The sequence below is a fragment of the Pseudomonas sp. 1L-B-1-E-C1 genome (assembly GCF_057291835.1).
In genome coordinates this window covers 46859-73265 of sequence record NZ_JBXAWN010000002.1, presented here as the reverse complement: position 1 = coordinate 73265, position 26407 = coordinate 46859, and the positions used below count along the sequence as shown (strand labels likewise).

The window sequence follows — 26407 nt, the reverse complement described above, 5'->3', positions numbered from 1 at the left end:
GGGGGCGTTGAAAAATAAGGTCAGGCGCGACGGCGGGCGTGGTGTTCCAGACGGTTTTGCAGGCGATAGAGGTAGGCGAAACCCTGCTCCCAACGCTGATGCCCGGACTTGACGTTGATGTGCCCGGCCCCGGCGAGAATCCCCGCCTCCGCGCCCCAGTTGCGCGCCAGCTCCAAAGCGCGCGGCGTACTGACGGCGGCGTCGTTGTCGGAGCTGACGACCTGGCTGGGGAACGGCAACAGATCCGTCGGAATCGGTGCGAAATTGCGCAACGCCGGGGCGCAAGCAGGACGCTCGACATCGGCCGGCGCGACCAGTAACGCCCCGCGCACCTGACGCAGGTATTGCAGCGGCGCCGTCGCCGCCCAGTGGGCAACCGTGATGCAGCCCAGGCTATGAGCAATCAAAATCACCGGCGTGCTGTCGGCGGCAACCGCTTCGGCCAGCGCGGCGACCCAGTCCTCACGGCGCGGTGTCAGCCAATCGGCCTGTTCGACCCGCGCGCTGTTCGGCAGGCTGTTCTGCCAATGGGTCTGCCAATGATCTTCTGGCGATCCTTGCCAGCCCGGCACAATCAGATAACGGATTGATTCGTTGCGCATGGGGAGCTCTCCTGCGTCGTGTCTGTTCCGGGTCGAGTATAGGGAGAGGAGTTATATTCGTTAAGGAATAAGAAGATATTTATTAAGACCTATAATGCATATGACACATGAAGCCTGTGGGAGCGAGCCTGCTCGCGAATACGGTGCATCAGTCGACGATGATGTTGTGGCGAATGGCGCCTTCGCGAGCAGGCTCGCTCCCACATTGGAAATGTGTCGTGGGCAAAAAATGCAAAAAAAAAGGGCCGCACCCTGCCAAGGAGACGGCCCCGGAAAAACAAAATCTGTCACCGCGCAGTGATCACCGACAATTTGGTAATCCCTGCCCGTTCGATCGAAGCCATGGCCCGCGCCACTTCGCCGTAGTTCACCCCGTCATCGGCCTGCAATTGCACGCGCACTTCCGGGTCCTTGGCTTTGGCCGACTTGAGGTTGAATTCGAGCAGGTCCGGCTGAATCTCGTCCTTGTTGATAAACAGTTTGCCGGCGCCGTCGATGCTCACCACCAGCGGATCCTTCTGCTCGACCGGCGCCACCGCTTCGGTCTTCGGCAGGTTGATCGGTATCGCATTGGTCAGCAGCGGCGCTGTGACGATGAAGACCACCAGCAGCACCAGCATCACGTCCACCAGCGGCGTCACGTTGATCTCGCTGAGCACCTCGTCCGTGTCTTGCGTGGAGAAGGCCATGTCAGGATGCCTCCTTCACTTTTGCCGCGTTGCCCGGCGTCGCCACCTTGTGCGCGGTCGGGTGGATCAGTACGCGGAATGCACTCTTCTGCGCCAGGCTGTAGAAGTCGTGGGCGAAGTCATCCAGATCCGCCGCGGTCAATTTCAGACGCCGCAGAAAGTAGTTGTAAACCAGCACCGCCGGCACCGCGACGGCGATCCCCACACCGGTCGCGACCAGTGCCGCGCCGATCGGGCCTGCCACCGTTTCCAGGCTCGCCGAACCGGCAGCGCTGATGCCTTTCAAGGCCTCCATGATTCCCCACACCGTGCCGAACAGACCAATGAACGGCGAAGTGCTGCCAATACTCGCGACCACTGCCAGACCTGTTTCCAGCGAGCGCCGTTCACGCACGATCTGCTGGCGCAAGGCGCGCTCGAGGCGATCCTGATGGTTGATCGCCTGGCTCAGATCATTCGCCTGCGGCGCCTCGCCCACCTGGATTGCCGCGTAACCGGCCTGCGCCACCCGTGCTGCGGCACCGGGCTGGGTTTCGCTCAATTCGGCGGCGGCATCAAGACTCGAAGCCGCCCAGAAACGTTTATGAAAGCGCCGATCCTGCGCCTTCAGACGGCCGAACTGCACAGCCTTGAGCAGAGCCAGGCCCCAAGTGGCAACAGAAAAAACCACCAGCAGCCAGATCACCGCGCTTTCGATGGATTCCAGTGGAGATGCCAGTAACGTCATGATGTGTTCCCTCGTGTAAACATTTCGCGCGAATTTGGTTTCGGTTTAATGAATCTTGAAATCGATGGGCACGCTGACCCAGCCGTCCTGAGCGACATCACCCTGCTTGGCCGGCACGAAACTCCAGCGCTTGACAGCGTTCAGCGCGGCGTCGTCGAGCTGCTGGCGGCCGCTGCTTTTGGCAATCTGGATCTCGCCCGGTTTACCGCTGGCCAACACATGCACCCGTAACAACACCGTGCCTTCCCAACCGCGACGCTGGGCCAGCGACGGATACTCTGGCGCCGGGTTTTTCAGGTACGCAGCATTGGCTGAAGCCGGAGTAACAGGCGCAGGTGCCGGTGGCGCAGGAGGCGCTGGCGCGGCGACCGGGGCTGCCGGTTTCGCTGGAGCTGGTGGTTGCTCCACCGGCCTGGGCGCGGGTTTGGGCGGCGCCTTGACCACCGGTTTGGGTTTGGGAATCGGCTTGGGCGGCGGCGGTTTCACTGCCAACTCGTCCTCCACTGGCGGTGGCGGTTCTACCACCGGCGGCGGTGGTGACGGCGCAACAACCGGCGGCGCTGGCGGAGCCGGACGCGAAAACTCGATGGTCATCGGCGGAATTTCCGGCGGTACCACCGGCAGCACTGGCGTCGGTTTCTGGCTCAACCAATAAATCACCGCGCCGTGCACGACCAACGCGAGCACACCGAGCAGAAGGGTTTCGCGCCGGCTCAAAATGCCCTTGGGTGCACGCTGCAAACGCAACTGCCCCAACGGCACCCGATGCGGCCGGCCAAGATCGACCAGCTCGCCGCTCGGCGTTTGCCGCCACAGCAATTCCCCTGCGCTGGCGGCGGTCTGGACATTGCCCATTGTTCAACTCCCTGCGGTCTCTTTCGTTCTACTAACCAAAGCGATCGACTCGCCATTCGTGATGCCCCCACGGCGTAGTCGACGGGGCAATCATTGGGCCTGAACGCTTATCACCGAAAGTAATCTTTGAAGTTATGTATAGATCTGCATGGAATATGCAAATCGGCCTTCTTCACAGAGGCCGCGCGCCACAAGGGCTGCAGCGATCAGCCGTAAATCGCATGCCTTTGCGGCATGAAAAGTATTCGTCCACGGCATCCGCCAGCGCCTCTCAACGACTGGCATTGGCTTGCTGAACGCCGATCGCGGGGGCGATTACCGCCGTCTCCGACCGTGGCGTACCGACCGGCACCCAGTCGTAGCTCACCGGCAGCGCTCGATACACCCTGTTGCTGATCGCGTCCCCACCCGGCGCTTTGCCCAGATACGGGCTGACATACTCCCAGACGTTTTCACCGCTGGCGGTCACCTGGAAAAACCGTCCGTTCATGCCTTCGTCGATCAGCGTGTTGCCGTTGGGCAAACGCCGCGCGCTGCTGATGAACGAGCTGTAGAACGCCCAGCCCGGCTGCTTCGAATTGGCGGCGCTGTACTGCCAGACGATTTCATTTTTCTGCGGGTCGATTTCCAGCACCCGCGATCCGGAAATCAAGCCAAGGGTGACGTTCGGATAGCCCGCCGAACCCTGGTTATCGAACACCAGCAGATTGCCGGCCCCGGGCAGCCCGGCGGGGATGATGTGCGCGTCGTGCTGGCCGACAAACTGATCGACCGGACGCGGCAGTTCCTGCGCGGTTTTCGGATTGATCAGCGGCAGGTTCGGCCCCAGCCGCCAGACCACTTTGCCGCTGCTTTTGTCGATGATGGCGATGAAATTGGCGTTGCGTGAATCGATCAACAGATTGTCCGGATTGAAGCGCTTGTCACCGGCGTCGAACCACTTGTTCGGTCCGACCAGACTGAGGTTGTTGATGTGCAGGTAATCCGGGTTGTCACTGGCGCGTACCAGTTTCAACTGCTCGGCGCTGAAACCGAATTCGCCCAGATGATCAGAGGCGAGCCACTGCCATTTCACCGTACCGCCGGGGCTGACTTCATAGATCACATCGTCGATGACCTGCGGTACTTTGAAGCCTTTGACCTTGTGCACCTTGTTCGCCAGCACCACGGTGTTGCCATTGCTCAAGCGGCGCTGATCGTGATGCTGCTGCGCCGCACCACCGGGAGCCTTGTCGCCCCACTGCCAGACCACTTTGCCGTCCCAGTCGAGTTCGCCGACGCTCTGATTGCCCAGACCATTGCCCGCCGAGCCAAGCTTGCCGGGGTCCTTGTCACTCAGTTGCAGCAGCACATGCCCACGCTTACCGCCGACCAGTTGCGGGTCGATGATGGCGGACGGGAAACCGGCCTGCGGCCAGGTCTTCACTTCGTTGCCGTTCATGTCGATCAGGTGCGTCTGTTTGTCGGCACCGCTGAAGATCACGTACTGGTTGAACGCCTTGTCCGGGTCATAACGGGTGACGCCAGTCGGGTACACGCTGGGCGCGGCGAAGGCGCCGCTGCTCAGGACTGCGCCGGACAACAGCAGGGGTAAAGCGCTTTTGATGGGCAACATGGTGCAGCTCCTTGAAGGCAAATCAGAAGTCGTAGCGACCGGTAACGCCGAGGGTCCGTGGCGTGCCGAGCAGGCCCTCATAGCCGCCGTTGCCGCCGGTCCACAGGGTCGTGTAGTAGGTTTTGTCGAAGGCGTTTTTCAGCCACAGCGAAACATCCCACTGGCCCTGATTGAAATCGCCGCGCAGGCCGGTGGAGAGGTTGACCACCGCGTAGCTGGGGATCTGCCCGTAGTCGGAATCCTCGACCGTGCCCACCGCTTTGGAGCGGAACGCATAGCTGCCGGTGACGTAGGGTTCGAAGCCGTTAGCCAGATTCCATTTGTATTCGCCGTTGGCGTTGCCGATCCATTTCGACGCGCCGACCACTTGATGGCCGCTGAGGTCGCAAGAGGCCGGCGCACCCGGGGCCTGGCTGACTTCCGGCGGGCACGGCGCATCCTTGTAGGAGAGATAGCTGACGTCGTTGTACGAGCCGTTGAAATTCAGCGTCAGGCCACGCAGCGGCACCACGGTGCTTTCGAACTCGATGCCGCGCGAGCGCACGGAACCGGCGTTGGTCAGGTATTGCACGCGGTTGGCGGCGTCATAGGCGTTGGTCTGGTAGGCATTGACCTGGGTCCAGAACACGTTGGCGTTGAGTTGCAGGCGGTGATTCCACAGGGTGCTTTTGAAACCGAGTTCGGCGTTATTCGCACGCTCGGTGCCGATCAATAACGAGTCGGCGCCAGCGCTAGGTGCGGAGCCGACCGCAAGGTTGACCCCGCCGGATTTCTCGCCATGGGACAGCGTGGCGTAACCGAGCACGTCGTCGGTTATGCGATAGCTCAGGTTGAGCAGTCCGGAGGGGCTGGAGCTGTACTGATTCAAGTCTCCGGAATCGTAGGCGCCGGCACGCCCGCGGCGCGCATTGGCTGCCGCGCCGGCCACTGCCACACCGCCGAGCGGCGCGTTGCGGCTGACTGAAGCGTTTTTCTCTTCATAGGTGCCGCGCACCCCGGCAGTGAAATCCAGGCGCTCGCTCAGGTGCCAGGTGCCTTGGGCAAACAGGGCAAAACTGTCGGTCTTGATATGCCCCTTGCCGACGCTGGTGACATTGGCCAGGGCGCCGGCCGGGGTGCCGTTCCAGATGTCGGCCTGCGGGCCGTAATAGGCGAAGGATTTGTTGTCCAGATCCGAGCCGAAATAGTAGGCACCGACCACGTAATCGAAGAACTCGCCCTTGGGCGAGGCCAGGCGAAATTCCTGTGAATACTGTTTGTCTTCCACCGACACGCCGGCGTTGTAACTGGCCGGCACATTGAGGCCGTCGTCATTGCGCGGGGTGAAATTCCAGAAGCGGTACGAGCTGACCGACGTCAGGGTGAATTCGCTCGGTAACGTCCAGTTGGCTTCCACCGAAGTGCCGCCCTGATGCACGGTGACGTGCTGGTCGTTGTCGAGATTGACCTTGCGGTGCCGGCCGTTGACCAGCGTCGCCCCGGCCGCACTGGCCCGCGATTCATACAGATTGACGCCGTTGATGGTCGGCCCGGTGTTGTACAGCACGCGGGTGCCGGCGCTGGAATCTTCTTCGTTGTAATCGCCGATCCAGCGCAGATTGAAATCTTCATTGGGCTTGAACAACAGCTGCGCGCGGAAGCCTTCGCGCGAGCCGCCGTTGAGGTCGTGGCCGTCATATTCGTTCTTGATGTCGCCGTCACTGCGCGTGCGGTAAGCAGAAAAGCGCCCGGCCAACTGATCATTGAGCGGCCCGGAAATGGTGCCCTTGGTCTGGAAATAACCGTCCTCGCCGACCGAGGTTTCGATGCTGCGCTCAGGCGTGAATGACGGCGCGCGGGTGCTGATGTTGATGACCCCGGCGGTGGTGTTCTTGCCGAACAGCGTGCCCTGCGGCCCACGCAGCACTTCGAGCTGCTCAATGTCCATCAGATCGAACACCGCCATCCCCGGACGGCCCAGATAGACGTTGTCGATGTACAGACCAACGCTGCCTTCCAGACCATCACTGGCCGGGTTGTTGCCCAGACCGCGGATCGACACGCTGGACTGGCGCGCATGCATGTAGGCGACGTTGACGCTGGGCACCAGTTGCTGCAAATCCTGAATCCGATAGACCCGCTGCGTCTCCAGATTCTGCCCGCTGACCACGCTCATCGGCGTCGGCACATCTTGCGAGCTTTCTTCGCGGCGGCGGGTGGTGACGGTCACCGTTTCCAGCTGCGAACCATTGGCCGCCGCTGTGCCTGCCGGAACCGGCGGCGGCGTGTCGGTTTCGGCGGCATAACCGTGAGTCCAGCTGGCGCTGCCTGCCAGCAACAGCGCCAAAGGCAGGCGTTTGAGCCGTCGGGGTGATGGGGGTAACGCGAGATTCAACGAACTCATGGCGCGGCTCCTGGTCAAAAAACACACAGACATCTTCAGCACTGCATATTCTTTTCAGTTATTTATTTATGGATTTACAAATATTTACTGCATAAGAGATTGCCTTTATAAGGAGTCGACCTAATGCATATCCAATGCATTTCCCGGATATTTTTTATGTGAAAAATGCATATCGACTTGCGCCAACTTCGTCACTTCATCGCTCTGGCTGAACAACGCAGCTTCGTCGCTGGCGCGCAGGCGGTGAACCTGTCGCAGTCAGCATTCAGCCGCAGCATTCAGGCGCTGGAACACAGCGTCGGCTGCCAGTTGGTCGATCGTGGGCGCAAGGAATTGCCGCCGACCAAACAGGGCCAGGTCCTGCTCGAACATGCGCGGCGACTAGTCAGCGGTGCGCAGCAGATGGCCAACGAGATCAGCCAGTTCAACGGCCTCGAAGCCGGGGAATTGCGCTTTGGTTGCGGGCCGGCGCCGGCGGCCGGATTGATACCGCGCGCGATCGGCGCGTTCATCGGCCGCTACCCGAAAGCACGGGTGCAGTTTCAGGTCGATGACTGGCAGAGCCTGAGCAAACGCCTGCTCAGCGAGGAGTTCGAATTCTTCGTCGCCGACACCCGGCAGTTCGAGGCCGATCCGGACTACCAGACCCACCGCTTGCGCGCGCGCAAATGGCATTTCTGCTGCCGCGCCGGGCATCCATTGACGGCGTTTGAACGGATCTCCGCCGAGCAGTTGCTGAGTTATCCACTGGCGGTCAGCATCCGCCCACCGAATCTGCGCAAGGTCATCGTCGACCTCAGCGGTCGTCCGGATTTCACCCCGAATGTGGAGTGCGAAAACGGTTCGAGTCTGTTGAGTGTGGTGCTGCGATCGGAGGCGATCGGGATTGTCGGGGCGTATTCCGATGCGCTGCATCTATCCAAGGGTGAGCTGGTCTGTCTGAAGATCGAAGGCCTCGCCGATGATCTGGAGGAGCTGTACACCCGCTATGGGATTGTCAGTCGCGCCGGGTATCGGCTGTCACCGCTGGCCGAAGCGATGATCGAGCAGATCAAAGTGATTGATCAGCAGGATGAGGAGGTTTGTTCGCTGCAGAATCTCGCTGTCTGATCGGACCTCTTCGCGAGCAAGCTCGCTCCCACGGTGGATTGTGGTGAATGCAGAATTTGTGAGCGCCACTACCCCTGTGGGAGCGAGCTTGCTCGCGAAGGGGCCAGTACAGGCAGCGATGCATCCACTGCATGAAACCCATTCCCCAAATGCACTTGCCGAACACCCACACCGACGGCGAAAACCCTCACCTGTCCCACTGACCGGTGAACCCTATGCCCACCCCGCCCAACCCCGTGCGCAACGTGCTGTACATCATGTGCGATCAACTGCGCCGCGATTACCTGTCCTGCTACGGCCACCCGCATCTGCACACGCCGAACATCGATCGTCTCGCTGCCGAAGGCGTGCGTTTCAGCCGTGCCTACACCCAGGGCACGATCTGCGGCCCGTCGCGGATGTCGGCCTATACCGGGCGTTATGTCAGCAGCCATCAAGTGGCCTGGAACGCCGTGCCCTTGCCGCTGGATGAACTGACGATTGGCGATTACCTGCGGCCTCACGGCATCCGTACCGCGCTGGTCGGCAAGACCCACGCCACGGCCAATGTCGATGCCTTGCAGCGCCTGGCGATCAACCCGCAAAGCGCGCAAGCCGAGTTGCTCAACGAAGTCGGCTTCGAACCGTACCTGCGCCACGACGGCATCTACCCCGACGATCCGTTATTCGACGACAAGCGCGAATCCGCGCCCTATACCCATTATCTGCGCGAACAGGGTTTCGACGGCCGCAATCCCTGGCACGACTGGGCGAATGCCGCCGAAGGCGAGAACGGTGAGATTCTCAGCGGCTGGAAAATGCGTCATGCGAATTTGCCAGCACGAATTCCCGAGCAACACTCCGAGACTGTCTACACTACCAATCGCGCCATCGACTTCATCGCTGAGCAAGGCGAGAAATCCTGGTGTTTACACCTCTCGTACATCAAACCGCACTGGCCCTACATCGTACCAGCGCCATACCACGCATTGTACAGTACGAAATCGATTCTCAAACCAGTCCGCGCGACGCCCTCTGAAGCCAGCAAACACCCCGTATATGCTGCCTTTCGCCAGCATGAGGAAAGCCTGAACTTTTCCCGCGACTCAGTACGATTCACTGTAATCCCCACCTACATGGGCTTGATCAAGCAGGTGGACGATCAGTTGGGGCGGCTGTTCGATTTTCTGCAGAGCAACGGGCGCTGGGATGACACGTTGATCGTGTTCACCAGCGATCACGGCGATTTCCTTGGCGATCATTGGCTGGGCGAGAAGGAATTTTTGCTGGAGCAGGCGGTGGGCGTGCCGTTGATCGTGCGCGATCCTCGGCCGGCGGCGGATGTCACTCGCGGTACAGTTGATGATCGATTGGCGGAAACCATCGATGGGTTGCCGACGTTTCTTCAAGCGCTGGGGTTGCGGGGCGCGGAACACCGGCTCGAAGGGCGTTCACTGATCCCGCTGCTGCACGGAGAAAATCCGGATTGGCGCCGCTATGCGATCAGCGAGTACGACTACGCCTTTCAGGCACCGGCGCGGGAACGACTGGACCAACCCATCGACCGTTGCCGCATGACCATGGTGCGCAGCGAGCGCTGGAAATACCTGGCGTACGACGGCTTTCGACCGCAGCTGTTTGATCTGTTGAATGACCCGCACGAACTGCGTGATCTGGGCGATGACCCGGCGTACGCAGCGGTGCGCGAGGAGCATGCGGGGTATTTGTTTGAGTGGGTGCGGGGGTTGAAACGGCGTACGACGATCAGCCATCAGGAGATCGACTTGCGTGGGCAGCGGTTTCGTTATGGCGAGCCTGAGAGCGAGAAGGTGGTTCAGATTGGGGTTTGGTAGCATCAAGAGCCCCTCACCCTAACCCTCTCCCAAAGGGAGAGGGGACTGATTGGGGGATATTCAGAAGCTGCATCGACATGAAAGTCATGTACCGAATCAATAATCGGCTCGGTCTTTCAGGTCGACGTACAACGCAAGACAACTCGGTCGGCTCCCTCTCCCTCCGGGAGAGGGCTGGGGTGAGGGGCTTTTGATCTTCAGTCACGCCCTTTGATGGTCTGACTGCGCTGCCCATTCACCCCCACCGGCACCTCGCCCTTGAGCGTCACCCGGCGCACCACCCGATCCTGGGTGCCGTAATCATCAATGGCGTAATGCTGCGTCGAGCGGTTGTCCCAGATCGCCACATCACCGGCCTGCCAGCGCCAGCGCACGGTGTTTTCCTGGCGGATCACATGACTCTGCAGCAAGCCGAACAGATGCGCCGAGTCCGCCTGGGAATAACCTTTGATGCGTTTGACGAAATGCCCCAGCAGCAAGCTCTTCTCACCGCTGATCGGGTGCACGCGCACCACCGGATGCTCGGTCTCGTAAACCGTCGAGGTGAAGACTTTGCGATAGCGCTCCAGTTTTACCGCAGAGACGTCCGGCTTCGCCCCGGCGTAGTCGTACTCGTTGCTGTGCACGGCGGTGAGTTTGTCGGCCAGTTCACGCAGCTCGGCCGGCAAGCCGCTGTACGCCGTCGCGGTGTTAGCCCAGAGCGTATCGCCGCCGAAGGCCGGGGCGACCACCGAGCGCAGGATCGAAGCTTTTGGGTAGGCGTCAACGAAAGTCACGTCGGTGTGCCAGGAGTTGGCGCGCTGACCTTCGGCGCCATCCAGCTCAAGCAGATATCGAGTGCCTTCGCGCGACGGCACGGTCGGGTGCGCCACCGGTTCGCCGAGCAGATGGGCGAACGCTTCCTGACGCTGATCGTCAAGCTGAGTCTGCTCGCGGAAGAACAGCACTTTGTAGTCAATCAGCGCCTGCTGGATTGCTTCGACGGTCGCGGCATCCAGCTCTCCGGACAGGTGCACGCCGCGGATTTCCGCACCGATACGCCCGGCTACCGGGTGAATTTCCAACGCGTGAGAAACGGACTTTACGGCGAGTGCGGCATTGCTCATGGGAAGACCCTCATCGACTGCTTGCGGTTTTGACGGCAGCGAAACAACGCTCTATCTATATTCCATTTACATCTAATAGATATTCACATGCTTCGTTGACGGAATAAGAGCTTGCATTTAAAACCTCAAGCAACCCTCGTCGCAAATGCCTTCGAGCTATTTTTAGGATGCCGGAAAAGCATATGGATCTTCGCCAGTTGCGTTACTTCATCGCCCTCAACGAACACCGCAGTTTTGTCCGCGCGGCAGACGCCATGGGCATCACTCAACCGGCGTTCAGCCGCAGCATTCAGGGGCTGGAGCAAGAGTTCGGCTGCGTGCTGGTTGATCGCGGCAACAAGGATCTGCGCCCGACTCCGGAGGGCCAGGTAGTGCTGCAACACGCCCTGAGCCTGGTGCAGGGCGCAGCATTGCTCAGCGCCGAAGTGACGCAGATGACCAAGCTCGACGCCGGTGAAGTGCACTTCGGCTGCGGTCCGGCGCCGGCGGTGAAACTGGTGCCGGACGCGGTGGCGCAATTCATCAATGCGCACCCGAAAGTGCGTACCTGTTTTCAGGTGGATAACTGGGAAAAACTCAGCCGTGCGCTGAGCCGCGAAGAGATCGAATTCTTCATCGCCGACATCCGCCATTTCGAGTCCGACCCGAATTTCCAGACCCAACCGCTGACGCCCAAGCGCGGCGTATTTTTCTGCCGCCCGGGACATCCGTTGCTGGCCAAGGAAAGCCTGTCGACCAACGACATGTTCGACTACCCGCTGGCCGCCACGCTGATTCCGCCGGGCATTCGCAAGCTGCTGGCGAACCTCAGCGGACGCATCGATTTCTCGCCGACCATCGAGACCGAACACTTTCCGGCGCTGGTCAAAGTGGTGCTGCAATCCAATGCCATCGGCGTCGGCACGGAGGAGGCGTTTGTCGAAGATGTCGCCAAGGGTTCGCTGGTGTTGTTGCACTGGCGCAACCTGCCGCAGAACCTCGAAAGCATGAACGCGCGCTGCGGTATCGTCAGCCGCACCGGGTTCCGGCTGTCCCCGGCGGCCAGGGCGATGATCGAGACGCTAGTGGCGGTGGATCGGCAGGATGTCAGCGTCGCTGTCTGAAAGATCGCAGCCTTCGGCAGCTCCTACAGGGGAATGCGTTTTCCTGTAGGAGCTGCCGAAGGCTGCGATCTTTTGCTTCTAGAGCCTGGCCGCTGAGAGTTCAGGCGCCACCCAATCACTGACCTTGAACGGCTTGCGAATCAGCTTCTGCTGCGCCGCCAGATCAACCTTGTCCTGCAGGCCGCTCAAGAACACCGGATCCAGTGTCGACGGGAAAATCTCGCTCAGATTCTGATCTTTCAGATCCTGAGCAAGAATCACCGGTGGATAACTGGCCAGCCCCGATACCAACTGCACATAGGCCTCTTTGTTGCTGTCCTGAGTCAGCCACTCGACCGCCTGCTGCTGCGCCTTGAGCAGTTTCGCGATGACTTCAGGATGCGCGTCGACAAACTTGCCGTTGCCGAGCAAGACCGCCTGCACGCTGCCAGCGCCGCCAAGGTCCTTGGTGTTCAGCGGCAATTCCGCCAGGCCTTTGGCTTGCAAGGCACTCAGCGCGGAGCTGCCCCACGAGGCATCGATCTGCCTGGCCGCGAGTGCCGAGACCGCGGCGTTGAAATCCAGATTGATGACCTTCACGTCCTTCTCGCTCAGCCCCTGGCTGGCCAGCGCCGCATCGAACGACAACTGCGTCGCCGTACCGCGGAAAATCGCCACGCGTTTGCCCTTGAGATCCTGCAGGGTCTTGATTCCCGAGCCCGGCACCACGCCGAGGTACTGCTTGACCCCGCGTGCCGTGGCGCTGAGCAGACGCGTGTCCAGCCCGTTGGATTTGCCGATGATCGCGGCGAGATCGCCGAGATAGGCCAGATCGACCTGGCCGTTGGCAAACGCCTCATTGATCACCGGCCCGGCGCCCTTGAAGAAACTCCACTGAATCTTGATGCCCTGCTCGGCAAAGGCCTTTTCGAAGATCTGTTGATCGCGCAGTACATCGACGATGCCGCCGCCGCTCTGTTGAGTGCCGGCGCTGAGGTCGGGCACGGCGATGCGGATTTCCTTGAGCTCTTCGGCTTGGGCACTGAGCGTGAGAAAGCCTGCAAGCGCCGGGACGGCCAACAGGCTGAGGATTCGTTTGAAGGGAAGGTTCATGGGTACGGCTCCTTGATCGCTGAGGAGCCGAAAGTAGGCTGGATACACACCTTCACTTAAATACTATAAATGCACATTTTTATATCTGTATGAGCTAAGCGAGAGGAGGCGCGGCTTACAGCGCGATATGCATTAACAGCATCGAAAATATTCTTCGAATGCATTGGATGCGCGTAAGCAGGCAAGCCTTAAATGGATTCGCTTATCTCCCGATAGCATCTAACACAAGTTTGTTAGATCAGTTTCATATATGACGAAGCCCAGTGTGGGAGCGAGCCTGCTCGCGAAGAGGCCATGCCAGCCGCCATCAATGCTGCCTGAAACAGCCATTTCGCGAGCAGGCTCGCTCCCACATGAAAAGCGGTTCGCCATGCAACCCGACAACGGAGGTCACCCATGGCCCGTCAATCCCTGCTCAGCCTGCCGCTGGCCGCGCCGCCGCTGAAAAGCCGCCGCTCCTGGCCGAGTCTGAACCACCGTCTGTTGCCTTGGCTGCTGCCCGTCAGCCTGTTCGCCCTGTGGTGGCTGGCCGCGCGCAATCAGTGGATGAGCGAGCAGATCCTGCCGGCGCCATCGCTGGTGTGGAGCAGCGCCGTGGAACTGGCGCAAGGCGAGTTGTGGAGCCATTTGTGGATCAGCCTGCAACGGTTGTTCTGGGGCTTGCTGGCAGGCGTTTCGGCCGGTGCGGTGCTCGGCGCCGCACTGGGTTCCAGCCAACGTCTGGAGCGCCTGGTTTTTCCGACATTCGCCGGATTGGCGCAGGTGCCGACGCTGGCGTGGATTCCGCTGTTCATGGTGTTCTTCGGCATCGGCGAAGTGCTGAAACTGGTGGTGCTGATCAAAGCCATCGTCGTGCCGGTAACCCTGCACACGCTGGTCGGCGTGCGCGATGCGCAACCGAAACTGCGCGAAGCCGCCGCCGTGTTGCGCTTGCCGCCGCGTTTGTTGATTCGTCGCCTGGTGCTTCCCGCCGCGCTGCCGGCATTCATGGCCGGTGTACGCCTGGCCTTGGCCGCGGGCTGGACCTCGTTGCTGGCGGTCGAGCTGCTGGCCTCCAGTGAAGGCATCGGCTATCTGATGGTCTGGGCGCGGCAGCTGTTCATGCTCGACATCGTGTTCGTGTGCATTGTGATCATCGGTCTGATCGGCGTGGCGATGGATCGCGGCATCGGCCTGCTCGACCGCAAACTGGTGCACTGGCCGCACCCGGCCACCGCGCAAATCACTCGCGGCCCGCGCTATCAAGGCTGGCAACGCCTGCAACCGTGGCTACTGCCGCTGGGCTTGCTGGCGCTCTGGCAATTGGCCAATGATCAACAGTGGGTCGATGCGAATATTCTGGTCAGCCCTGCGGCGGTACTGAGCACGACATGGGACGGACTGCTCGACGGCACGCTCGTCAGCGGCATGGCGCTGAGCCTGAGCCGCACCCTCGGCGGTTTGCTGATCGGTGGCGGACTCGGTTTCGCCCTAGGCTTGCTGCTCGGCCTGTCGCGTTTCAGTGAACGCCTGCTCGGCCCGACATTCGCCGCACTGCGGCAGATTGCGATTTTCGCCTGGGTGCCGCTGCTGACCGCGTGGTTCGGCCTAGGCGAACAGGCCAAGTGGGTGTTCGTCGCGCTCGCTGCGTTCTTTCCGCTGTTCGTCGCCACCCAGCGCAGCGTCGCCAACCTGTCGCCGCAACTCAACGAAGCCGCGCAAGTGCTGCGCCTGAACCTCGGCCAGCGGCTGCGCCGACTGGTGCTGCCAGGCGCTGCGCCAGGTATTTTCGCCGGGCTGCGACTGAGCCTGATCTACGCCTGGCTCGGCACCATCGGCGCCGAATATTTCATGCCGTCCAATGGCGGTATCGGCAGCCAAATGATCGGCGCGCAACAGTTGCTGCGCATGGATCTGATCATGGCCGGCATGCTGCTGGTCGGCCTCACCGGCGCCCTGCTCAACCTGATCGGCCAACGCCTGGAAATTCGCGCGACCCGCTGGAGACACGCATGAACGTACCGATTGTCAGCTTCAACCACGTAGGCAAATCCTTCGCCGTCAACGGTTTCGAACTGGAGGCGATCCGTGAATTCAACCTGGACATCGCCGAGGGCGAATTTGTCGCCATTGTCGGTTCCAGCGGCTGTGGCAAATCCACCCTGCTGCGTTTACTGGTCGGCCTCGACACCGAGTTTCGCGGCCAGATCAGCGTCGACGGCAAAGCCGTCAGCGGCATCGGCGGCGAGCGCGGCATCGTCTTTCAGGAACATCGCCTGTTCCCATGGCTGACGGTCGCCGACAACATCGGCCTGGGCCTGGTCAACGAACCGCTGAGCGGGGCGCAGAAACAACAGCGCATCAAGGATTTCATCGAGCTGGTCGGCCTCAGCGATTTCACCGAGGCCTATCCGCATCAACTCTCCGGCGGCATGGCGCAGCGCGTGGCGATCGCCCGCGGCCTCGTCGCCAGCCCACGCATCCTGCTGCTCGACGAACCCTTCGGTGCCCTCGATGCGCTGACCCGTCAGCAAATGCAGGACGAGCTGCTGGCGATCCGCGAACGGGCAAAGATCACCACGATTCTGGTGACCCACGATGTCGAGGAAGCGATTTTTCTCGCCGACCGCGTGGTGGTGATGGAGCCGCGTCCGGGGCGGATCAAGCAAGTGGTCGACATTGCCTTGCCGCACCCGCGCCAGCGCAGCGGTTACGACTTCCATCAGTTGCGCGAAGAACTGCTGCACGAATTGACCAGTGATGACCACTACCAACCGAGCGCACCGGTGCAGATCCGCGATCTGCCGCTGACGTTCATTGCCTGCTGAACAGGAGTTCCGCGATGCCGCAACGTCCCAACTTTCTGCTGATCCTCGCCGACGATCTAGGCTTTTCCGATATCGGTGCGTTCGGCGGTGAAATCGCTACGCCGAACCTCGATGCACTGGCCGCCAACGGCCTGCGCCTGACCGATTTTCACACCGCACCGACCTGCTCGCCGACGCGTTCGATGCTGCTGACCGGCACCGATCACCACATCGCCGGCATCGGCACCATGGCCGAAGCGTTGACTCCGGAACTGATCGGCAAACCCGGCTATGAGGGCTACCTCAATGACCGCGTCGTCGCCTTGCCCGAGCTGCTGCGCGAGGCCGGTTATCAGACCTTGATGAGCGGCAAATGGCACCTCGGCCTGAAGGCCGAACTGGCGCCCCATGCGCGCGGTTTCGAGCGCTCGTTTTCGCTGTTGCCGGGCGCCGCCAACCATTACGGTTTCGAGCCGACCTACGATGAGCAGACGCCAGGCCTGCTGAAATCCACCCCGGCGCTGTACATCGAAGACGATCAGTTTGTCGACGAGTTGCCGAAAGACTTCTATTCCTCCGATGCCTTCGGCGACAAGTTGCTGCAGTACCTCAAGGAACGCGATCAGACCCGGCCGTTCTTCGCCTATCTGCCCTTCTCCGCGCCCCACTGGCCGTTGCAGGCACCGGCCGAGATCGTCGCGAAATACCGTGGCCGCTATGATGCCGGCCCGGAAGTGCTGCGCCTCGAACGCCTGGAAAAACTCAAGGCGCTGGGCCTGATCGAAGCGGATGTCGAGCCGCATCCGCTGATTCAGCTCAGCGCCCAGTGGGACGCCTTGAGCGACGAGCAAAAGCAGATATCCGCACGAGCCATGGAGGTCTACGCGGCGATGGTCGAGCGCATGGACTGGAACATCGGCCGGGTCGTCGATTACCTGCGCCAGCAAGGCCAGCTCGACAATACCTTCATCCTTTTCATGTCCGACAACGGTGCCGAAGGCGCGCTGCTGGAAGCGTTTCCCAAGTTCGGCCCGGAGCTGATGACCTACCTGAACCAGCATTACGACAACAGCCTCGACAACATCGGCCGGGCCAATTCCTACGTCTGGTACGGGCCGAACTGGGCGCAGGTGGCGACCGCGCCGTCGCGCTTGTTCAAGGCCTTCACCACCGAGGGCGGGATCCGCGTGCCGGCGCTGCTGCATTATCCGCAGCTGCCGCTCAAAGGGCAGATCAGCCATGGTTTCGGCACGGTAATGGACATCACCCCGACCATCCTCGATCTGGCTGGCGTGCGTCATCCGGGCAAACAGTGGAAAGGCAAAGCGGTCGCGCCACTGCGGGGTAAATCATGGCTGGGCTTTTTGTCCGGCGAGACGGCGCAGGTGCATGACGAGAACACGGTGACGGGGTGGGAATTGTTCGGACGCCGGGCGATTCGCCAGGGCTCGTGGAAAGCGGTGTTCATTCCAGGGCCGGTCGGGCCGGCGACCTGGCAGCTCTATGATCTGGCGAGCGATCCGGGGGAGATTCATGACCTGGCGTTGAGTCAGCCGCAGAAACTCACTGACCTGATCGGGCATTGGCAACGGTATGTCGAGGAGACCGGGGTGATCCTCAGTGCTTCGCCGTTTCAGCCGGATTGATATCGTCTGAGGGATCGTATTCGCGAGCAGGCTCGCTCCCACAGTGGATCGCATTCCAACTGTGGGAGCGAGCCTGCTCGCGAAGGAACCCTCAAGAACAACCGATTAAGCCCGGGCTGTACTCACCGCTTCGTTCACCACTTCAGCCGGACGCACAAACCGGTTCGCCCGGCCAAACGTGCCGAAATCATTGAAGCGCACGCCCATCTCGCGCATGACCTTATGCGCCACCGGCACGGTCATCTGGCGAATGTAAAACGGCTCCTTCACCACGAAATGATGAATCCCGTGACTGCTGCCGAAGTTGAAGCAGAACGCCTGCAACGGCCACAGCCACCACGGGTTCAGCACCTGACATTGCTGCAGCACATTGCCCGGTTCGACGTCACCGTAGTAATGCATGTTCGAGCTGATGAAATGCAGGCAAAAAGTGCGCAGCACGTTCGGGCCGATGATCACCACGGCGGCGATATCGATCACCTGCATTACCGAAAGCGTGGTGGCCGACCACTCGATGGGTGAGCCGAGCAAATGCGCGATGCCATTGGCCGCATGAAAGCCGAGAAACACATACCACGCGCCCCAGTGCAGCAGCGCCAGCGGTGCGTAGACCTTGACCACGCGTTTACCGATGCTCAGCCTGTGCGCCCACGTTTTGGCCCGCAGCAGGCGGATGAACGCCGACATGAGGTTGTCGCCCACCATCAACAGTCGCGCAAAACCCCAAGGCTCGCCATTGGTGATCGCGCGCTCTTCCATGTCGGCTTCGGTGCCGGACACCTTGTGGTGGTTGAGGTGCAGATGACGGCGGATCCACGGGTTGATCGTGCTCGGCCGCGCCAGCCAGACCAGGCCCATCATCAGGTTGTGCGGCACGCGCTGCTTGCGGAAATACATGCTGTGGATCAGGTCGTGCTCAAGCTCATGGGTCAGCGAGGCGAAAAACCCGTTAAGCAGCAGGCACACCCACCAGGCCATATGGCCGGTGATGTACAGCGCCGCTGATCCAATCATCCCGGCCAGCGCGAACGCCAGAATCCCCGCGCCCAGAGCATCCTGATGCTGGAGAATCGGGTAGCGCTCACGCAATTCCACACCTTTGGCCAGCACCACCTGGCGAATATGCGCCGAGCGCTGCGCCGCATTCAGTCGTTCAGGGCTTGCAGAAGTACCGTCCATGCTTCCATCCTCGGGTCTAAGATGAATGCATCGTGCCTCGCTTGTGCTTGTACCGCGCTAGCCAGGAACGCCAACCTGTTGACCGGACGCGCCAATCAGCATGAAGGAACCGACCTCCCTCGCCAGCTGGACCCGTGCCCTGCGCAAGCAACTCGACGCGCTGGGTCTGGACAGCCTCGCTCTGTGCCAACAGGCCGGGCTCGACCCGACGCTGATGGACGATCCTAACGCACGCTATCCGCTGTCCGGCACCACGCGTTTGTGGGCGCTTGCCGTCGAGGCCAGCGGCGACCCGGCGCTGGGCTTGCGCGTGTCGCGTTTCGTCAGCCCGACCACGTTCCACGCGCTCGGCTATGCACTGGTGGCCAGCGGCAGTTTGCGCGAGGTGTTCGAGCGCATCGTGCGTTATCACCCGGTGGTCAGCGATGCGCTGGAGCTGGAGTTGAGCCGCCGCGAAGACCGCTATCAATTCCGCCTGAAAATCCCCTCAGGCAACCCGGCTCCGGCCTTCGAAGCCATCGACGCCTTCGCGGCGATCTACGTGCGCACCTGCCGCAATCGTCTCGGCCGTGACTATGCACCGCTGGCGGTGTACTTGCGCCGCCCGGAACCGAACGACGCCCAGCAATGGCACAAAGTCCTCCGCGCGCCAGTGTATTTTTCCGCCGCCGAAGACCGCCTGGAGTTCGCCCTCAGCGACTTTGACAGCCACCTCGATGACGCCAACCCGGAACTGGCCGAACACAACGAAGCCGTACTCAAGCGCACCCTCGCCCAGCTCAAACCGCTGACCTGGGAACGCAAAGTGCGCGATGCCATTGAAGAACAATTGCCCGAAGGCGAACCGAGCGCGGAACGCATCGCCCAGGCCTTGCACCTGAGCCTGCGCAGCCTGCAACGGCATCTGGCGGATGAAGGTTGTCGCTTCGACACCCTGCTTAACGAAAGCCGCGAAAACCTCGCGCTGCTGCACCTGCGCGACCCGCAATGCTCGTTGAGTGAAGTCAGCTATCTGCTGGGATTCGCCGACACCAGCAGCTTCAGCCGCGCGTTCAAGCGCTGGACGGGGATGACCCCGGGGCAGTTTCGGGATGGGTTGCGCTGATCCGAAATCACCACTGTGTGATCCAGCGCCTTCGCGAGCAGGCTCGCTCCCAAAGTTGGAATGCGTTTCCTTGTGGGAGCGAGCCTGCTCGCGAAGAGGCCGTCAGACCACCACAAACCCCAGCTCAAAAACAGTGCCGTCAGCATCACTACTCACCCGCACCCGCCCGCCATGCAACTGCATGATCGACTGCACGATCGCCAGACCCAGCCCTCCCGAATCCCCCGGTTCAGCACGCGAGGGATCGACGCGATAAAAGCGGTCGAACAGCTTGCCCAGATGCTCCGGCGGGATAACCGGGCCGTGGTTGTGTACTTGCAGCCAGCACATATCCGGTTCATCGCGGCGGTGCAGGCTGATCAGGGTGCCCGGGTCGGCGTGGCGTACGGCGTTGGCCAGTAGGTTGCCGAGGGCGCGTTGCAGCAGTTGCTGGTCGGCGAGCAAATCGCCGTGCATGCGGTTTTGCAGCTGGAGATTGCGATCATCGGCCAGGGCTTCGAAGTAATCGCAGAGTTCGTCGCCGACGTTGCGCAAGTCCAGTGTGTGCAGATTGAGCGCACGTTCGGCCTGTTCGGCGCGGGCGAGGAACATCAGGTTCTCGGCCATGCGCTTGAGCCGTTCAAACTCTTCCATGTTCGACGCCAGCACTTCCTGATATTCGGCTGTGCTGCGCGGATGGTTGAGGGCCTGGCCGTTGCTGGCGAGCAAGGTGTGCAGCGGCGTGCGGATTTCGTGGGCGAGGTCGGCGGAGAACTGCGACAGGCGCTGCACGCTGTCGTCCAGCCGTGCCAGCATGGCGTTGAGCGCGTGCACCGGCTCGCGCAATTCGGTCGGCGTGCCCCCGGTCGGCAGGCGTCGATCGAGGCTGCGCAGATCGATGCTGCGCACCGCTTCGCTCAACTGATGCAACGGTTGCAATCCCCGGCGCAGCAACAGCAAGCCCAAGGCAAAGGCCAGCAATGCGCCGAGGCCAACAGACAGATACAGGCGCAGGCGATAACTGCCGAGCATCTGTTCGCGCTCGCTGAGCACTTTGCCGGCGATCACCGTCAGGGTTTCACCATTGGGGCCTTGGGCCTGGCCGGACAGCAACGCCAGTTCGGCGCCGTCGCTGGCCTGCCAGGTGAGCACGTCGCGGCGCTGCGGCATTTGTTCTCGCGCTAATGCATTGAGCGCCGGCAATTCGCGCTGACGCGGGTTGATCGCGATCACGCTGGAGCCGTCGGCCCGGCGCACCAGCAGCAGGCTGTCGAGATTGCCGAGCATGTTCTGATACAACCGTGGCCGCGCCTGCAAGGCGTCGAGGCTGTCGCTGTCAGCGAGCAAGGCGCGCACTTGTTCCAGGCGACCGAGCAGGGCCATGTCGTCACGAAAGGCCAATTCCGAGGCCAGCGAGCGGTAGAGAAAAACGCCGATTGCGCTCAGCACCAGCGCGCACACGACGGCGAAGGCCAGCGCCAATCGCCAGGCAATCGATTTACTCCACATCGTCCGGCGCTTCCAGTTGATAACCGACGCCGCGCACGGTGTGGATAAGTTTCGGCATGTACGGATCGTCGACCTTGGCGCGCAAGCGTCGGACTGCGACTTCGACCATGTTGGTGTCGCTGTCGAAATTCAGGTTCCACACCTGCGAAGCGATCAGCGTGCGCGACAGCACTTCGCCTTGGCGGCTGGCGAGCAATTGCAACAGGGCAAACTCTTTGTTGGTCAGGGCAATGCGCTGGCCGCCGCGACTGACCCGGCGGCGCAGCACGTCGATCTCCAGATCAGCGATGTTGTACGACTCGGCTTCGCGCAGCGGCCCGCGTCGCAGCAGCGTGCGCACCCGCGCGAGCAGTTCGGCGAAAGCGAAGGGTTTGAGCAGGTAATCATCGGCGCCCAGTTCCAGCCCACGAACGCGGTCTTCGATGGCGTCCTTGGCGGTGAGAAACAGCACCGGTGTGGCGCCGCGCTGGCGGATCAACTGGAGCAATTGCCAGCCGTTGAGACCGGGCAGCATCACGTCGAGGATGATCAGGTCGTATTCCTGCTGCTCGATAAAATAGCGGCCGTCGAGGCCGTTGAGCGCCACATCCACGGCAAAACCCGACTCGCCCAGGCCCTTGGCGAGGAAATTGGCGGTTTTGGCTTCATCTTCTACGACCAGCAAACGCATGGCACACCTCGATTGATCAAGCACACAGGCTAGGCGTGTTCGCCGCCGTTGCCCATTACAAACTTGTAATCCGCCTGACGGGGTTCTGACGAAGTGCGCCGGTTAAGGTGCAGACATCCCCATTCGGAGCCTGCCCATGACCGTCAAATACCTTGTCGCCAGCCTGATCCTCGGCCTCAGCGGCGTAGCGAACGCCACGCCAGAACTGCCGCGCCACGCCGATCTCGACCTGAAAACCGCACGCTGGCTGGCGGACAAGGCGATGAGCAGTTGCACCGGCACGGTGTCGGTGCTCGACCGTGGCGGTAACTTGCTGGTGACGTTGCGTGGTGACAGCGTCGGGCCGCACAACACCGCCGCCAGCCAACGCAAGGCCTACACCGCGCTGTCGACCAAGACCCCAACGCGGCTGTTCGCCGAGCGCGCCCGCAGCAACCCGGAAACCGCCAACCTCAACACCCTCGATGAATTGCTTTTGCTCGGCGGCGGTATCCCGCTGTTCGCCGGCAGCGAACTGGTCGGCGCCATGGGCGTGGCCGGCTCCGGCGGCGGTGAGCAAGACGAAAACTGCGCCCGCGCCGCCGCCGACAAAGCCGGCCTGAGCATCACCCGTTCCCACTAAGGAGATCCACCATGACCACCCTGCGCATGACCCTCGCCGCCCTCGGCCTGAGCGCTGTTTCCAGCCTGGCGCTGGCCGCCGGCAACCCGCTGAGCGTGCACGTGCTCAACCTGGAAAACGGCCTGCCGTCACCGGGCATCAACGTCACCCTGGAAAAACACGTCGGCGAAAACTGGCAGCCACTGGCCCAAGGCACTACCAACGAGCAAGGGCGGATCGCCGAACTGTTCCCGGCCAAACAGCCATTGGAAGCCGGTGAATACCGCGTTGTGTTCAAGACCGGCGATTACTACCAGAAGATCAAGCACGAGACGTTCTTCCCGGAAATTCCGGTGATCTTTCAGGTCAAGCAGACCGATCAGCACTACCACATCCCGCTGCTGCTGAGCCCGTACGGTTTCTCGACCTATCGTGGTTCCTGATCCAGACCCCGATTCCCTGTGGGAGCGAGCCTGCTCGCGAAGGCGTTGTATCAGTCGACATCATCATTGAATGAACCACCGCTTTCGCGAGCAGGCTCGCTCCCACATTGGGATTTCAGGCGCCCGTCAAATCGTGGCCAAGGCCCGCAATCGCGCGGCATCAAGGATTTCGATCTCGCCGTAAGCCAGACCAATTATCCCCTGCCCCTGCAAGTCCTTGAGGATCTGATTGGTAGTCTGCCGCGACAGCGACAGCATTGCGGCCAATTGCTCCTGCGGCAGTTGCAGCACCCGACGCGGTGCGTCGAGTTCGCCGTAGCCTTCGGCGATCATCAGCAAGCGATGCGCCAGACGTGCCGGGGCTGGCAGCAGGCTCAACTGTTCGAGATTGATGAAGGCCAGGCGCAACTTGTGGCTCATCAGCAGCGCCAGATGCCGCCAATATTGCGGCTGTTCGTCGAGCAGTTTGAGCAACGCCATCTGCGGAATATTCAGCAAGGTACACGGCCCGACCGCATAGGCATCGTGTGTACGTGGCTGACCATCGAACAGGCAGATTTCGCCGAACCAGTGCGGCGCCTCCACCAGACTCAGCAACGCCTCCTTGCCCTGCTCGCTCACCGCGCCGATACGCACTGCGCCATCGAGCACCGCGTACAGACCGCACGGGGCATCGCCGCGCTGGAACAGCCGTTGCCCCGCGGTCAGCCGCCGCTCTCGAGCCAACGCCAGCAGGCTATCCTGAAAGGACGCCGGCAGATGACTGAACCACTGGCCGCTGAGCAACCGTGCACGAATTTGCATAACCACTCCTGGAGTGTCGCCTGCCCGACAGAACGAACGCCGATCCCGAGGGATGATGCATTCAACCCCACTGGAGGAACAACAATGAAAAGCCTCGTCGACCACCTCAGTCAATACGCCGCCTACCACCGCGACCCGCGCAACATCGTCAGCCACTTTATCGGCATTCCGCTGATCGTGGTGGCGGTCGCTGTTCTGCTGTCGCGGCCGCAATGGTCGCTGGGCGGGTTGTGGATATCTCCAGCCGTCCTCGTGGCGCTGGCCTCGGCGTGGTTTTACCTGCGTCTGGAGTTGAAGCTCGGCGCGTTGATGACGTTGCTGATGGGCCTGTCGGTGTGGGCCGGGCATGCACTGGCGCAGCAGAGCACCCTGGTCTGGCTGAGCAGCGGCCTGGCGATGTTCGTGATTGGCTGGGTGATCCAGTTTGTCGGGCATCACTATGAAGGGCGCAAACCGGCGTTTGTCGATGACATCAGCGGGCTGATCGTTGGGCCGCTGTTCGTTGTGGCTGAGTTGGCGTTTCTGCTGGGGATGCGGCAGGAGTTGAAAGCGCAGATTGAAGCGCGGGCGGGGGTGGTGCGAGTCAATCCGAATCGGAAAGCGGCGGCTTAGGCCGCTTGAAAGATCGCAGCCTTCGGCAGCTCCTACAGTTGGAATGCGTTCCCCTGTAGGAGCTGCCGAAGGCTGCGATCTTTTGCTTTTAGAGGCTGGCGACTTTCTGCCAGACCTTGGGCTTGAAGAACAAGGTCTCGCCCTTGGCCAGGCCGATCAGGCTGTCGTGATCCTTGACCACTTCCGCCTCAATCAAATCCGTCTGCCCTTCGACCTTCAGCGTCACCCGCGTCGTCGCGCCCAGTGGGCGGATATCGCGCACCTCGGCAGCGTGGTGATCTTCCAGCTCATGTCTGGACAACGACACTTCATGCGGGCGGAACAGCACGTGGTTATCGTCGCTCAGCAGCAAGCGGTTCGAGTCGCCGAGGAAGTGATAGACGAAATCGCTGGCCGGGTTTTCGTAGACGTCGCCCGGTGAGCCGATCTGCTCGATCACACCCTTGTTCATCACCACGATACGGTCGGCGACTTCCATCGCTTCTTCCTGGTCGTGGGTCACGAACACCGAAGTCAGGTTGATGTCTTCGTGCAGCCGCGCCAGCCAGCGCCGCAGTTCCTTGCGCACCTTGGCGTCGAGGGCGCCAAACGGTTCGTCCAGTAACAGCACTTTCGGCTCCACCGCGAGGGCACGGGCCAGGGCGATACGCTGACGCTGACCACCGGACAATTGCTCCGGATAGCGATCCGACAGCCAGTCCAGTTGCACCATGTTCAGCAGTTCGTGGACCTTGGTGGCGATCTGGCTTTCGCTCGGGCGCTGGTTTTTCGGTTTCATGCGCAGGCCGAACGCGACGTTGTCGAACACCGTCATGTGGCGGAACAAGGCGTAATGCTGGAACACGAAACCGACGTTGCGATCCCGCACATCGTGGCCGGAAACGTCTTCGCCGTGAAAGACGATGTTGCCCTGATCCGGGGTTTCCAGACCGGCAATAATCCGCAGCAAGGTGGTTTTGCCGCAGCCCGACGGGCCCAGCAACGCGACCAGCTCACCGCTCTGGATATCCAGGCTGATGTTGTCCAGCGCCTTGAACGCATTGAAATTCTTGCTGACGTTACGCACTTCGATCGACATGAATTATTCCTCCGCGGCGCTGGCGCGCAGGCGGTTGATACGGTTTTCGCTCCACTGCTTGAGCAGCAGGATGAAGAGCGCCAGGATCAGCAACAGGCTCGCCACGGCGAACGCGGCCACGTGGTTGTATTCGTTGTAGAGGATCTCGACGTGCAGCGGCAAGGTGTTGGTCACCCCGCGAATGTGCCCGGAAACCACCGACACCGCACCGAATTCACCCATCGCCCGCGCGGTACACAGCACCACGCCATAAATCAGACCCCACTTGATGTTGGGTACGGTGACATGCCAGAACATCTGCCAGCCATTGGCACCGAGCAGGCGCGCAGCTTCCTCCTCCTGAGTGCCTTGCTCCTGCATCAGCGGGATCAGTTCACGAGCCACGAACGGCACCGTGACGAAAATCGTCGCCAGGACAATGCCCGGCAAGGCGAAGACGATCTGGATGTCGTGATCCTGCAGCCACGGCCCGAACAGGCCCTGGGCACCGAACATCAGCACGTAGACCAGACCGGCGATCACCGGCGACACCGAGAACGGCAAGTCGATCAGCGTGACCAGCATGCTCTTGCCGCGGAACGAGTATTTGCTCACGCACCACGCCGCACTGACGCCGAACACCAGGTTCAGCGGCACCGAGATCAGCACGGCGATTACCGTCAGTTTCAGCGCCGACAGCGCATCCGGTTCAAAAATCGCGGTGAAGAACGCACCAAGGCCATTCTTCAAACCCTGCGATACGACGATGAACAGTGGCAGCAGCAGAAACAGGAAAAAGATCAGCCAGCCAAGACCGATCAGGATTCTGCGCGAAGTGGCGCTGCCACGTCGCGCAGCGTTGGCCGAAGAGGCGGCCGCAATAGACGATTGGGACATGTTCG

The 26407-nt window shown here is 61.4% G+C and carries 24 protein-coding genes; 10 read left to right on the top strand and 14 right to left on the bottom strand.

Annotated elements, in window-relative coordinates:
• Positions 1–20 precede the first annotated feature (20 nt).
• The 6 genes from AC0Z4S_RS04045 to AC0Z4S_RS04020 form a co-directional block, all read right to left on the bottom strand.
• Complete coding sequence (locus tag AC0Z4S_RS04045) at positions 21–602, bottom strand: alpha/beta hydrolase (protein WP_485622148.1); 582 nt, start codon at positions 600–602, stop codon at positions 21–23.
• A 287-nt stretch (positions 603–889) separates the two neighbouring features.
• The gene (locus AC0Z4S_RS04040) at positions 890–1291 is read right to left on the bottom strand and encodes an ExbD/TolR family protein (RefSeq protein ID WP_007972930.1); all 402 of its coding nucleotides are present in this window, start codon (positions 1289–1291) and stop codon (positions 890–892) included.
• Position 1292: 1 nt separating this feature from the next.
• Positions 1293–2018 (bottom strand): MotA/TolQ/ExbB proton channel family protein, encoded by a 726-nt coding sequence (locus tag AC0Z4S_RS04035; protein WP_042608544.1) that lies wholly within the window; start codon positions 2016–2018, stop codon positions 1293–1295.
• A 45-nt stretch (positions 2019–2063) separates the two neighbouring features.
• Entirely contained in the window at positions 2064–2873 is an 810-nt protein-coding gene (locus AC0Z4S_RS04030) for an energy transducer TonB (RefSeq protein ID WP_485622147.1), read from the bottom strand.
• A gap of 271 nt (positions 2874–3144) precedes the next feature.
• Positions 3145–4488: an aryl-sulfate sulfotransferase gene (locus AC0Z4S_RS04025; protein WP_485622146.1), complete on the bottom strand. Its 1344-nt coding sequence runs from the start codon at positions 4486–4488 to the stop codon at positions 3145–3147.
• A 22-nt stretch (positions 4489–4510) separates the two neighbouring features.
• Entirely contained in the window at positions 4511–6871 is a 2361-nt protein-coding gene (locus tag AC0Z4S_RS04020; RefSeq protein WP_485622144.1) for a TonB-dependent receptor, read from the bottom strand.
• Between the two features lie 165 nt (positions 6872–7036).
• On the opposite strand from AC0Z4S_RS04020, the gene AC0Z4S_RS04015 reads away from it, so the two are divergent.
• A complete protein-coding gene (locus AC0Z4S_RS04015) occupies positions 7037–7981 on the top strand; it encodes a LysR family transcriptional regulator (protein WP_485622143.1) in 945 nt (314 codons plus the stop codon).
• A gap of 215 nt (positions 7982–8196) precedes the next feature.
• The gene (locus tag AC0Z4S_RS04010) at positions 8197–9813 is read left to right on the top strand and encodes an alkaline phosphatase family protein (protein ID WP_485622142.1); all 1617 of its coding nucleotides are present in this window, start codon (positions 8197–8199) and stop codon (positions 9811–9813) included.
• Between the two features lie 197 nt (positions 9814–10010).
• On the opposite strand, the gene AC0Z4S_RS04005 is transcribed toward AC0Z4S_RS04010, so the two are convergent.
• On the bottom strand, positions 10011–10919 hold the full coding sequence (locus tag AC0Z4S_RS04005) for a TauD/TfdA dioxygenase family protein (protein ID WP_485622141.1): 909 nt from the start codon (positions 10917–10919) through the stop codon (positions 10011–10013).
• Between the two features lie 182 nt (positions 10920–11101).
• On the opposite strand from AC0Z4S_RS04005, the gene AC0Z4S_RS04000 reads away from it, so the two are divergent.
• Positions 11102–12022, top strand: a complete 921-nt coding sequence (locus AC0Z4S_RS04000) for a LysR family transcriptional regulator (RefSeq protein ID WP_212615023.1) — start codon at positions 11102–11104, stop codon at positions 12020–12022.
• A gap of 78 nt (positions 12023–12100) precedes the next feature.
• On the opposite strand, the gene AC0Z4S_RS03995 is transcribed toward AC0Z4S_RS04000, so the two are convergent.
• The gene (locus AC0Z4S_RS03995) at positions 12101–13114 is read right to left on the bottom strand and encodes an ABC transporter substrate-binding protein (protein WP_485622140.1); all 1014 of its coding nucleotides are present in this window, start codon (positions 13112–13114) and stop codon (positions 12101–12103) included.
• A 396-nt stretch (positions 13115–13510) separates the two neighbouring features.
• Here AC0Z4S_RS03995 and AC0Z4S_RS03990 point away from each other — a divergent pair, with 396 nt between their 5' ends.
• From AC0Z4S_RS03990 to AC0Z4S_RS03980, 3 genes are read left to right on the top strand one after another with little or no spacing between them, the layout of a single operon-like run.
• On the top strand, positions 13511–15109 hold the full coding sequence (locus AC0Z4S_RS03990; RefSeq protein ID WP_485622139.1) for an ABC transporter permease: 1599 nt from the start codon (positions 13511–13513) through the stop codon (positions 15107–15109).
• The gene (locus tag AC0Z4S_RS03985; RefSeq protein ID WP_485622138.1) at positions 15106–15921 is read left to right on the top strand and encodes an ABC transporter ATP-binding protein; all 816 of its coding nucleotides are present in this window, start codon (positions 15106–15108) and stop codon (positions 15919–15921) included. The genes AC0Z4S_RS03990 and AC0Z4S_RS03985 overlap by 4 nt, the downstream gene beginning before the upstream one ends.
• Before the next feature lie 14 nt (positions 15922–15935).
• A complete protein-coding gene (locus AC0Z4S_RS03980) occupies positions 15936–17546 on the top strand; it encodes an arylsulfatase (protein WP_485622137.1) in 1611 nt (536 codons plus the stop codon).
• Between the two features lie 105 nt (positions 17547–17651).
• Here AC0Z4S_RS03980 and AC0Z4S_RS03975 read toward each other — a convergent pair whose 3' ends face one another.
• Positions 17652–18725: a fatty acid desaturase gene (locus tag AC0Z4S_RS03975; RefSeq protein WP_485622136.1), complete on the bottom strand. Its 1074-nt coding sequence runs from the start codon at positions 18723–18725 to the stop codon at positions 17652–17654.
• 100 nt (positions 18726–18825) lie between these two features.
• On the opposite strand from AC0Z4S_RS03975, the gene AC0Z4S_RS03970 reads away from it, so the two are divergent.
• Entirely contained in the window at positions 18826–19830 is a 1005-nt protein-coding gene (locus AC0Z4S_RS03970; protein ID WP_485622134.1) for an AraC family transcriptional regulator, read from the top strand.
• A gap of 102 nt (positions 19831–19932) precedes the next feature.
• On the opposite strand, the gene AC0Z4S_RS03965 is transcribed toward AC0Z4S_RS03970, so the two are convergent.
• A complete protein-coding gene (locus AC0Z4S_RS03965) occupies positions 19933–21318 on the bottom strand; it encodes a heavy metal sensor histidine kinase (RefSeq protein WP_485622133.1) in 1386 nt (461 codons plus the stop codon).
• Positions 21308–21988: a heavy metal response regulator transcription factor gene (locus tag AC0Z4S_RS03960; RefSeq protein WP_253497821.1), complete on the bottom strand. Its 681-nt coding sequence runs from the start codon at positions 21986–21988 to the stop codon at positions 21308–21310. The genes AC0Z4S_RS03965 and AC0Z4S_RS03960 overlap by 11 nt, the downstream gene beginning before the upstream one ends.
• A gap of 136 nt (positions 21989–22124) precedes the next feature.
• Between AC0Z4S_RS03960 and AC0Z4S_RS03955 the strand changes: the two genes are divergently transcribed.
• Positions 22125–22610: a GlcG/HbpS family heme-binding protein gene (locus AC0Z4S_RS03955; protein ID WP_485622132.1), complete on the top strand. Its 486-nt coding sequence runs from the start codon at positions 22125–22127 to the stop codon at positions 22608–22610.
• Positions 22611–22621: 11 nt separating this feature from the next.
• Positions 22622–23032, top strand: a complete 411-nt coding sequence (uraH, locus tag AC0Z4S_RS03950; protein WP_485622131.1) for a hydroxyisourate hydrolase — start codon at positions 22622–22624, stop codon at positions 23030–23032.
• 126 nt (positions 23033–23158) lie between these two features.
• Here uraH and AC0Z4S_RS03945 read toward each other — a convergent pair whose 3' ends face one another.
• Complete coding sequence (locus AC0Z4S_RS03945; protein WP_485622130.1) at positions 23159–23836, bottom strand: Crp/Fnr family transcriptional regulator; 678 nt, start codon at positions 23834–23836, stop codon at positions 23159–23161.
• 84 nt (positions 23837–23920) lie between these two features.
• Here AC0Z4S_RS03945 and AC0Z4S_RS03940 point away from each other — a divergent pair, with 84 nt between their 5' ends.
• Positions 23921–24448: an Mpo1 family 2-hydroxy fatty acid dioxygenase gene (locus AC0Z4S_RS03940; protein ID WP_485622129.1), complete on the top strand. Its 528-nt coding sequence runs from the start codon at positions 23921–23923 to the stop codon at positions 24446–24448.
• A gap of 88 nt (positions 24449–24536) precedes the next feature.
• Here the strand turns inward: AC0Z4S_RS03940 and AC0Z4S_RS03935 are convergent, their stop codons facing one another.
• Both AC0Z4S_RS03935 and cysW read right to left on the bottom strand, forming a co-directional pair.
• On the bottom strand, positions 24537–25526 hold the full coding sequence (locus AC0Z4S_RS03935) for a sulfate/molybdate ABC transporter ATP-binding protein (protein WP_041071059.1): 990 nt from the start codon (positions 25524–25526) through the stop codon (positions 24537–24539).
• Between the two features lie 3 nt (positions 25527–25529).
• Entirely contained in the window at positions 25530–26402 is an 873-nt protein-coding gene (gene cysW, locus AC0Z4S_RS03930) for a sulfate ABC transporter permease subunit CysW (protein ID WP_064361637.1), read from the bottom strand.
• Positions 26403–26407: the final 5 nt, after the last annotated feature.

Excerpts from the sequence above, each read along its gene's own strand:
- AC0Z4S_RS04005 (WP_485622141.1), bottom strand. The coding sequence starts at position 10,919 with ATGAGCAATGCCGCACTCGCCGTAAAGTCCGTTTCTCACGCGTTGGAA.
- AC0Z4S_RS03975 (WP_485622136.1), bottom strand. The coding sequence starts at position 18,725 with ATGGACGGTACTTCTGCAAGCCCTGAACGACTGAATGCGGCGCAGCGC.
- AC0Z4S_RS04015 (WP_485622143.1), top strand. The coding sequence starts at position 7,037 with ATGCATATCGACTTGCGCCAACTTCGTCACTTCATCGCTCTGGCTGAA.
- AC0Z4S_RS03985 (WP_485622138.1), top strand. The coding sequence starts at position 15,106 with ATGAACGTACCGATTGTCAGCTTCAACCACGTAGGCAAATCCTTCGCC.
- AC0Z4S_RS04000 (WP_212615023.1), top strand. The coding sequence starts at position 11,102 with ATGGATCTTCGCCAGTTGCGTTACTTCATCGCCCTCAACGAACACCGC.
- AC0Z4S_RS04020 (WP_485622144.1), bottom strand. The coding sequence starts at position 6,871 with ATGAGTTCGTTGAATCTCGCGTTACCCCCATCACCCCGACGGCTCAAA.
- uraH (WP_485622131.1), top strand. The coding sequence starts at position 22,622 with ATGACCACCCTGCGCATGACCCTCGCCGCCCTCGGCCTGAGCGCTGTT.
- cysW (WP_064361637.1), bottom strand. The coding sequence starts at position 26,402 with ATGTCCCAATCGTCTATTGCGGCCGCCTCTTCGGCCAACGCTGCGCGA.
- AC0Z4S_RS03940 (WP_485622129.1), top strand. The coding sequence starts at position 23,921 with ATGAAAAGCCTCGTCGACCACCTCAGTCAATACGCCGCCTACCACCGC.
- AC0Z4S_RS03980 (WP_485622137.1), top strand. The coding sequence starts at position 15,936 with ATGCCGCAACGTCCCAACTTTCTGCTGATCCTCGCCGACGATCTAGGC.
- AC0Z4S_RS03935 (WP_041071059.1), bottom strand. The coding sequence starts at position 25,526 with ATGTCGATCGAAGTGCGTAACGTCAGCAAGAATTTCAATGCGTTCAAG.
- AC0Z4S_RS04045 (WP_485622148.1), bottom strand. The coding sequence starts at position 602 with ATGCGCAACGAATCAATCCGTTATCTGATTGTGCCGGGCTGGCAAGGA.
- AC0Z4S_RS04035 (WP_042608544.1), bottom strand. The coding sequence starts at position 2,018 with ATGACGTTACTGGCATCTCCACTGGAATCCATCGAAAGCGCGGTGATC.
- AC0Z4S_RS04010 (WP_485622142.1), top strand. The coding sequence starts at position 8,197 with ATGCCCACCCCGCCCAACCCCGTGCGCAACGTGCTGTACATCATGTGC.
- AC0Z4S_RS03960 (WP_253497821.1), bottom strand. The coding sequence starts at position 21,988 with ATGCGTTTGCTGGTCGTAGAAGATGAAGCCAAAACCGCCAATTTCCTC.
- AC0Z4S_RS03995 (WP_485622140.1), bottom strand. The coding sequence starts at position 13,114 with ATGAACCTTCCCTTCAAACGAATCCTCAGCCTGTTGGCCGTCCCGGCG.
- AC0Z4S_RS04040 (WP_007972930.1), bottom strand. The coding sequence starts at position 1,291 with ATGGCCTTCTCCACGCAAGACACGGACGAGGTGCTCAGCGAGATCAAC.
- AC0Z4S_RS03945 (WP_485622130.1), bottom strand. The coding sequence starts at position 23,836 with ATGCAAATTCGTGCACGGTTGCTCAGCGGCCAGTGGTTCAGTCATCTG.
- AC0Z4S_RS03955 (WP_485622132.1), top strand. The coding sequence starts at position 22,125 with ATGACCGTCAAATACCTTGTCGCCAGCCTGATCCTCGGCCTCAGCGGC.
- AC0Z4S_RS03990 (WP_485622139.1), top strand. The coding sequence starts at position 13,511 with ATGGCCCGTCAATCCCTGCTCAGCCTGCCGCTGGCCGCGCCGCCGCTG.
- AC0Z4S_RS04025 (WP_485622146.1), bottom strand. The coding sequence starts at position 4,488 with ATGTTGCCCATCAAAAGCGCTTTACCCCTGCTGTTGTCCGGCGCAGTC.
- AC0Z4S_RS04030 (WP_485622147.1), bottom strand. The coding sequence starts at position 2,873 with ATGGGCAATGTCCAGACCGCCGCCAGCGCAGGGGAATTGCTGTGGCGG.
- AC0Z4S_RS03970 (WP_485622134.1), top strand. The coding sequence starts at position 18,826 with ATGAAGGAACCGACCTCCCTCGCCAGCTGGACCCGTGCCCTGCGCAAG.
- AC0Z4S_RS03965 (WP_485622133.1), bottom strand. The coding sequence starts at position 21,318 with ATGTGGAGTAAATCGATTGCCTGGCGATTGGCGCTGGCCTTCGCCGTC.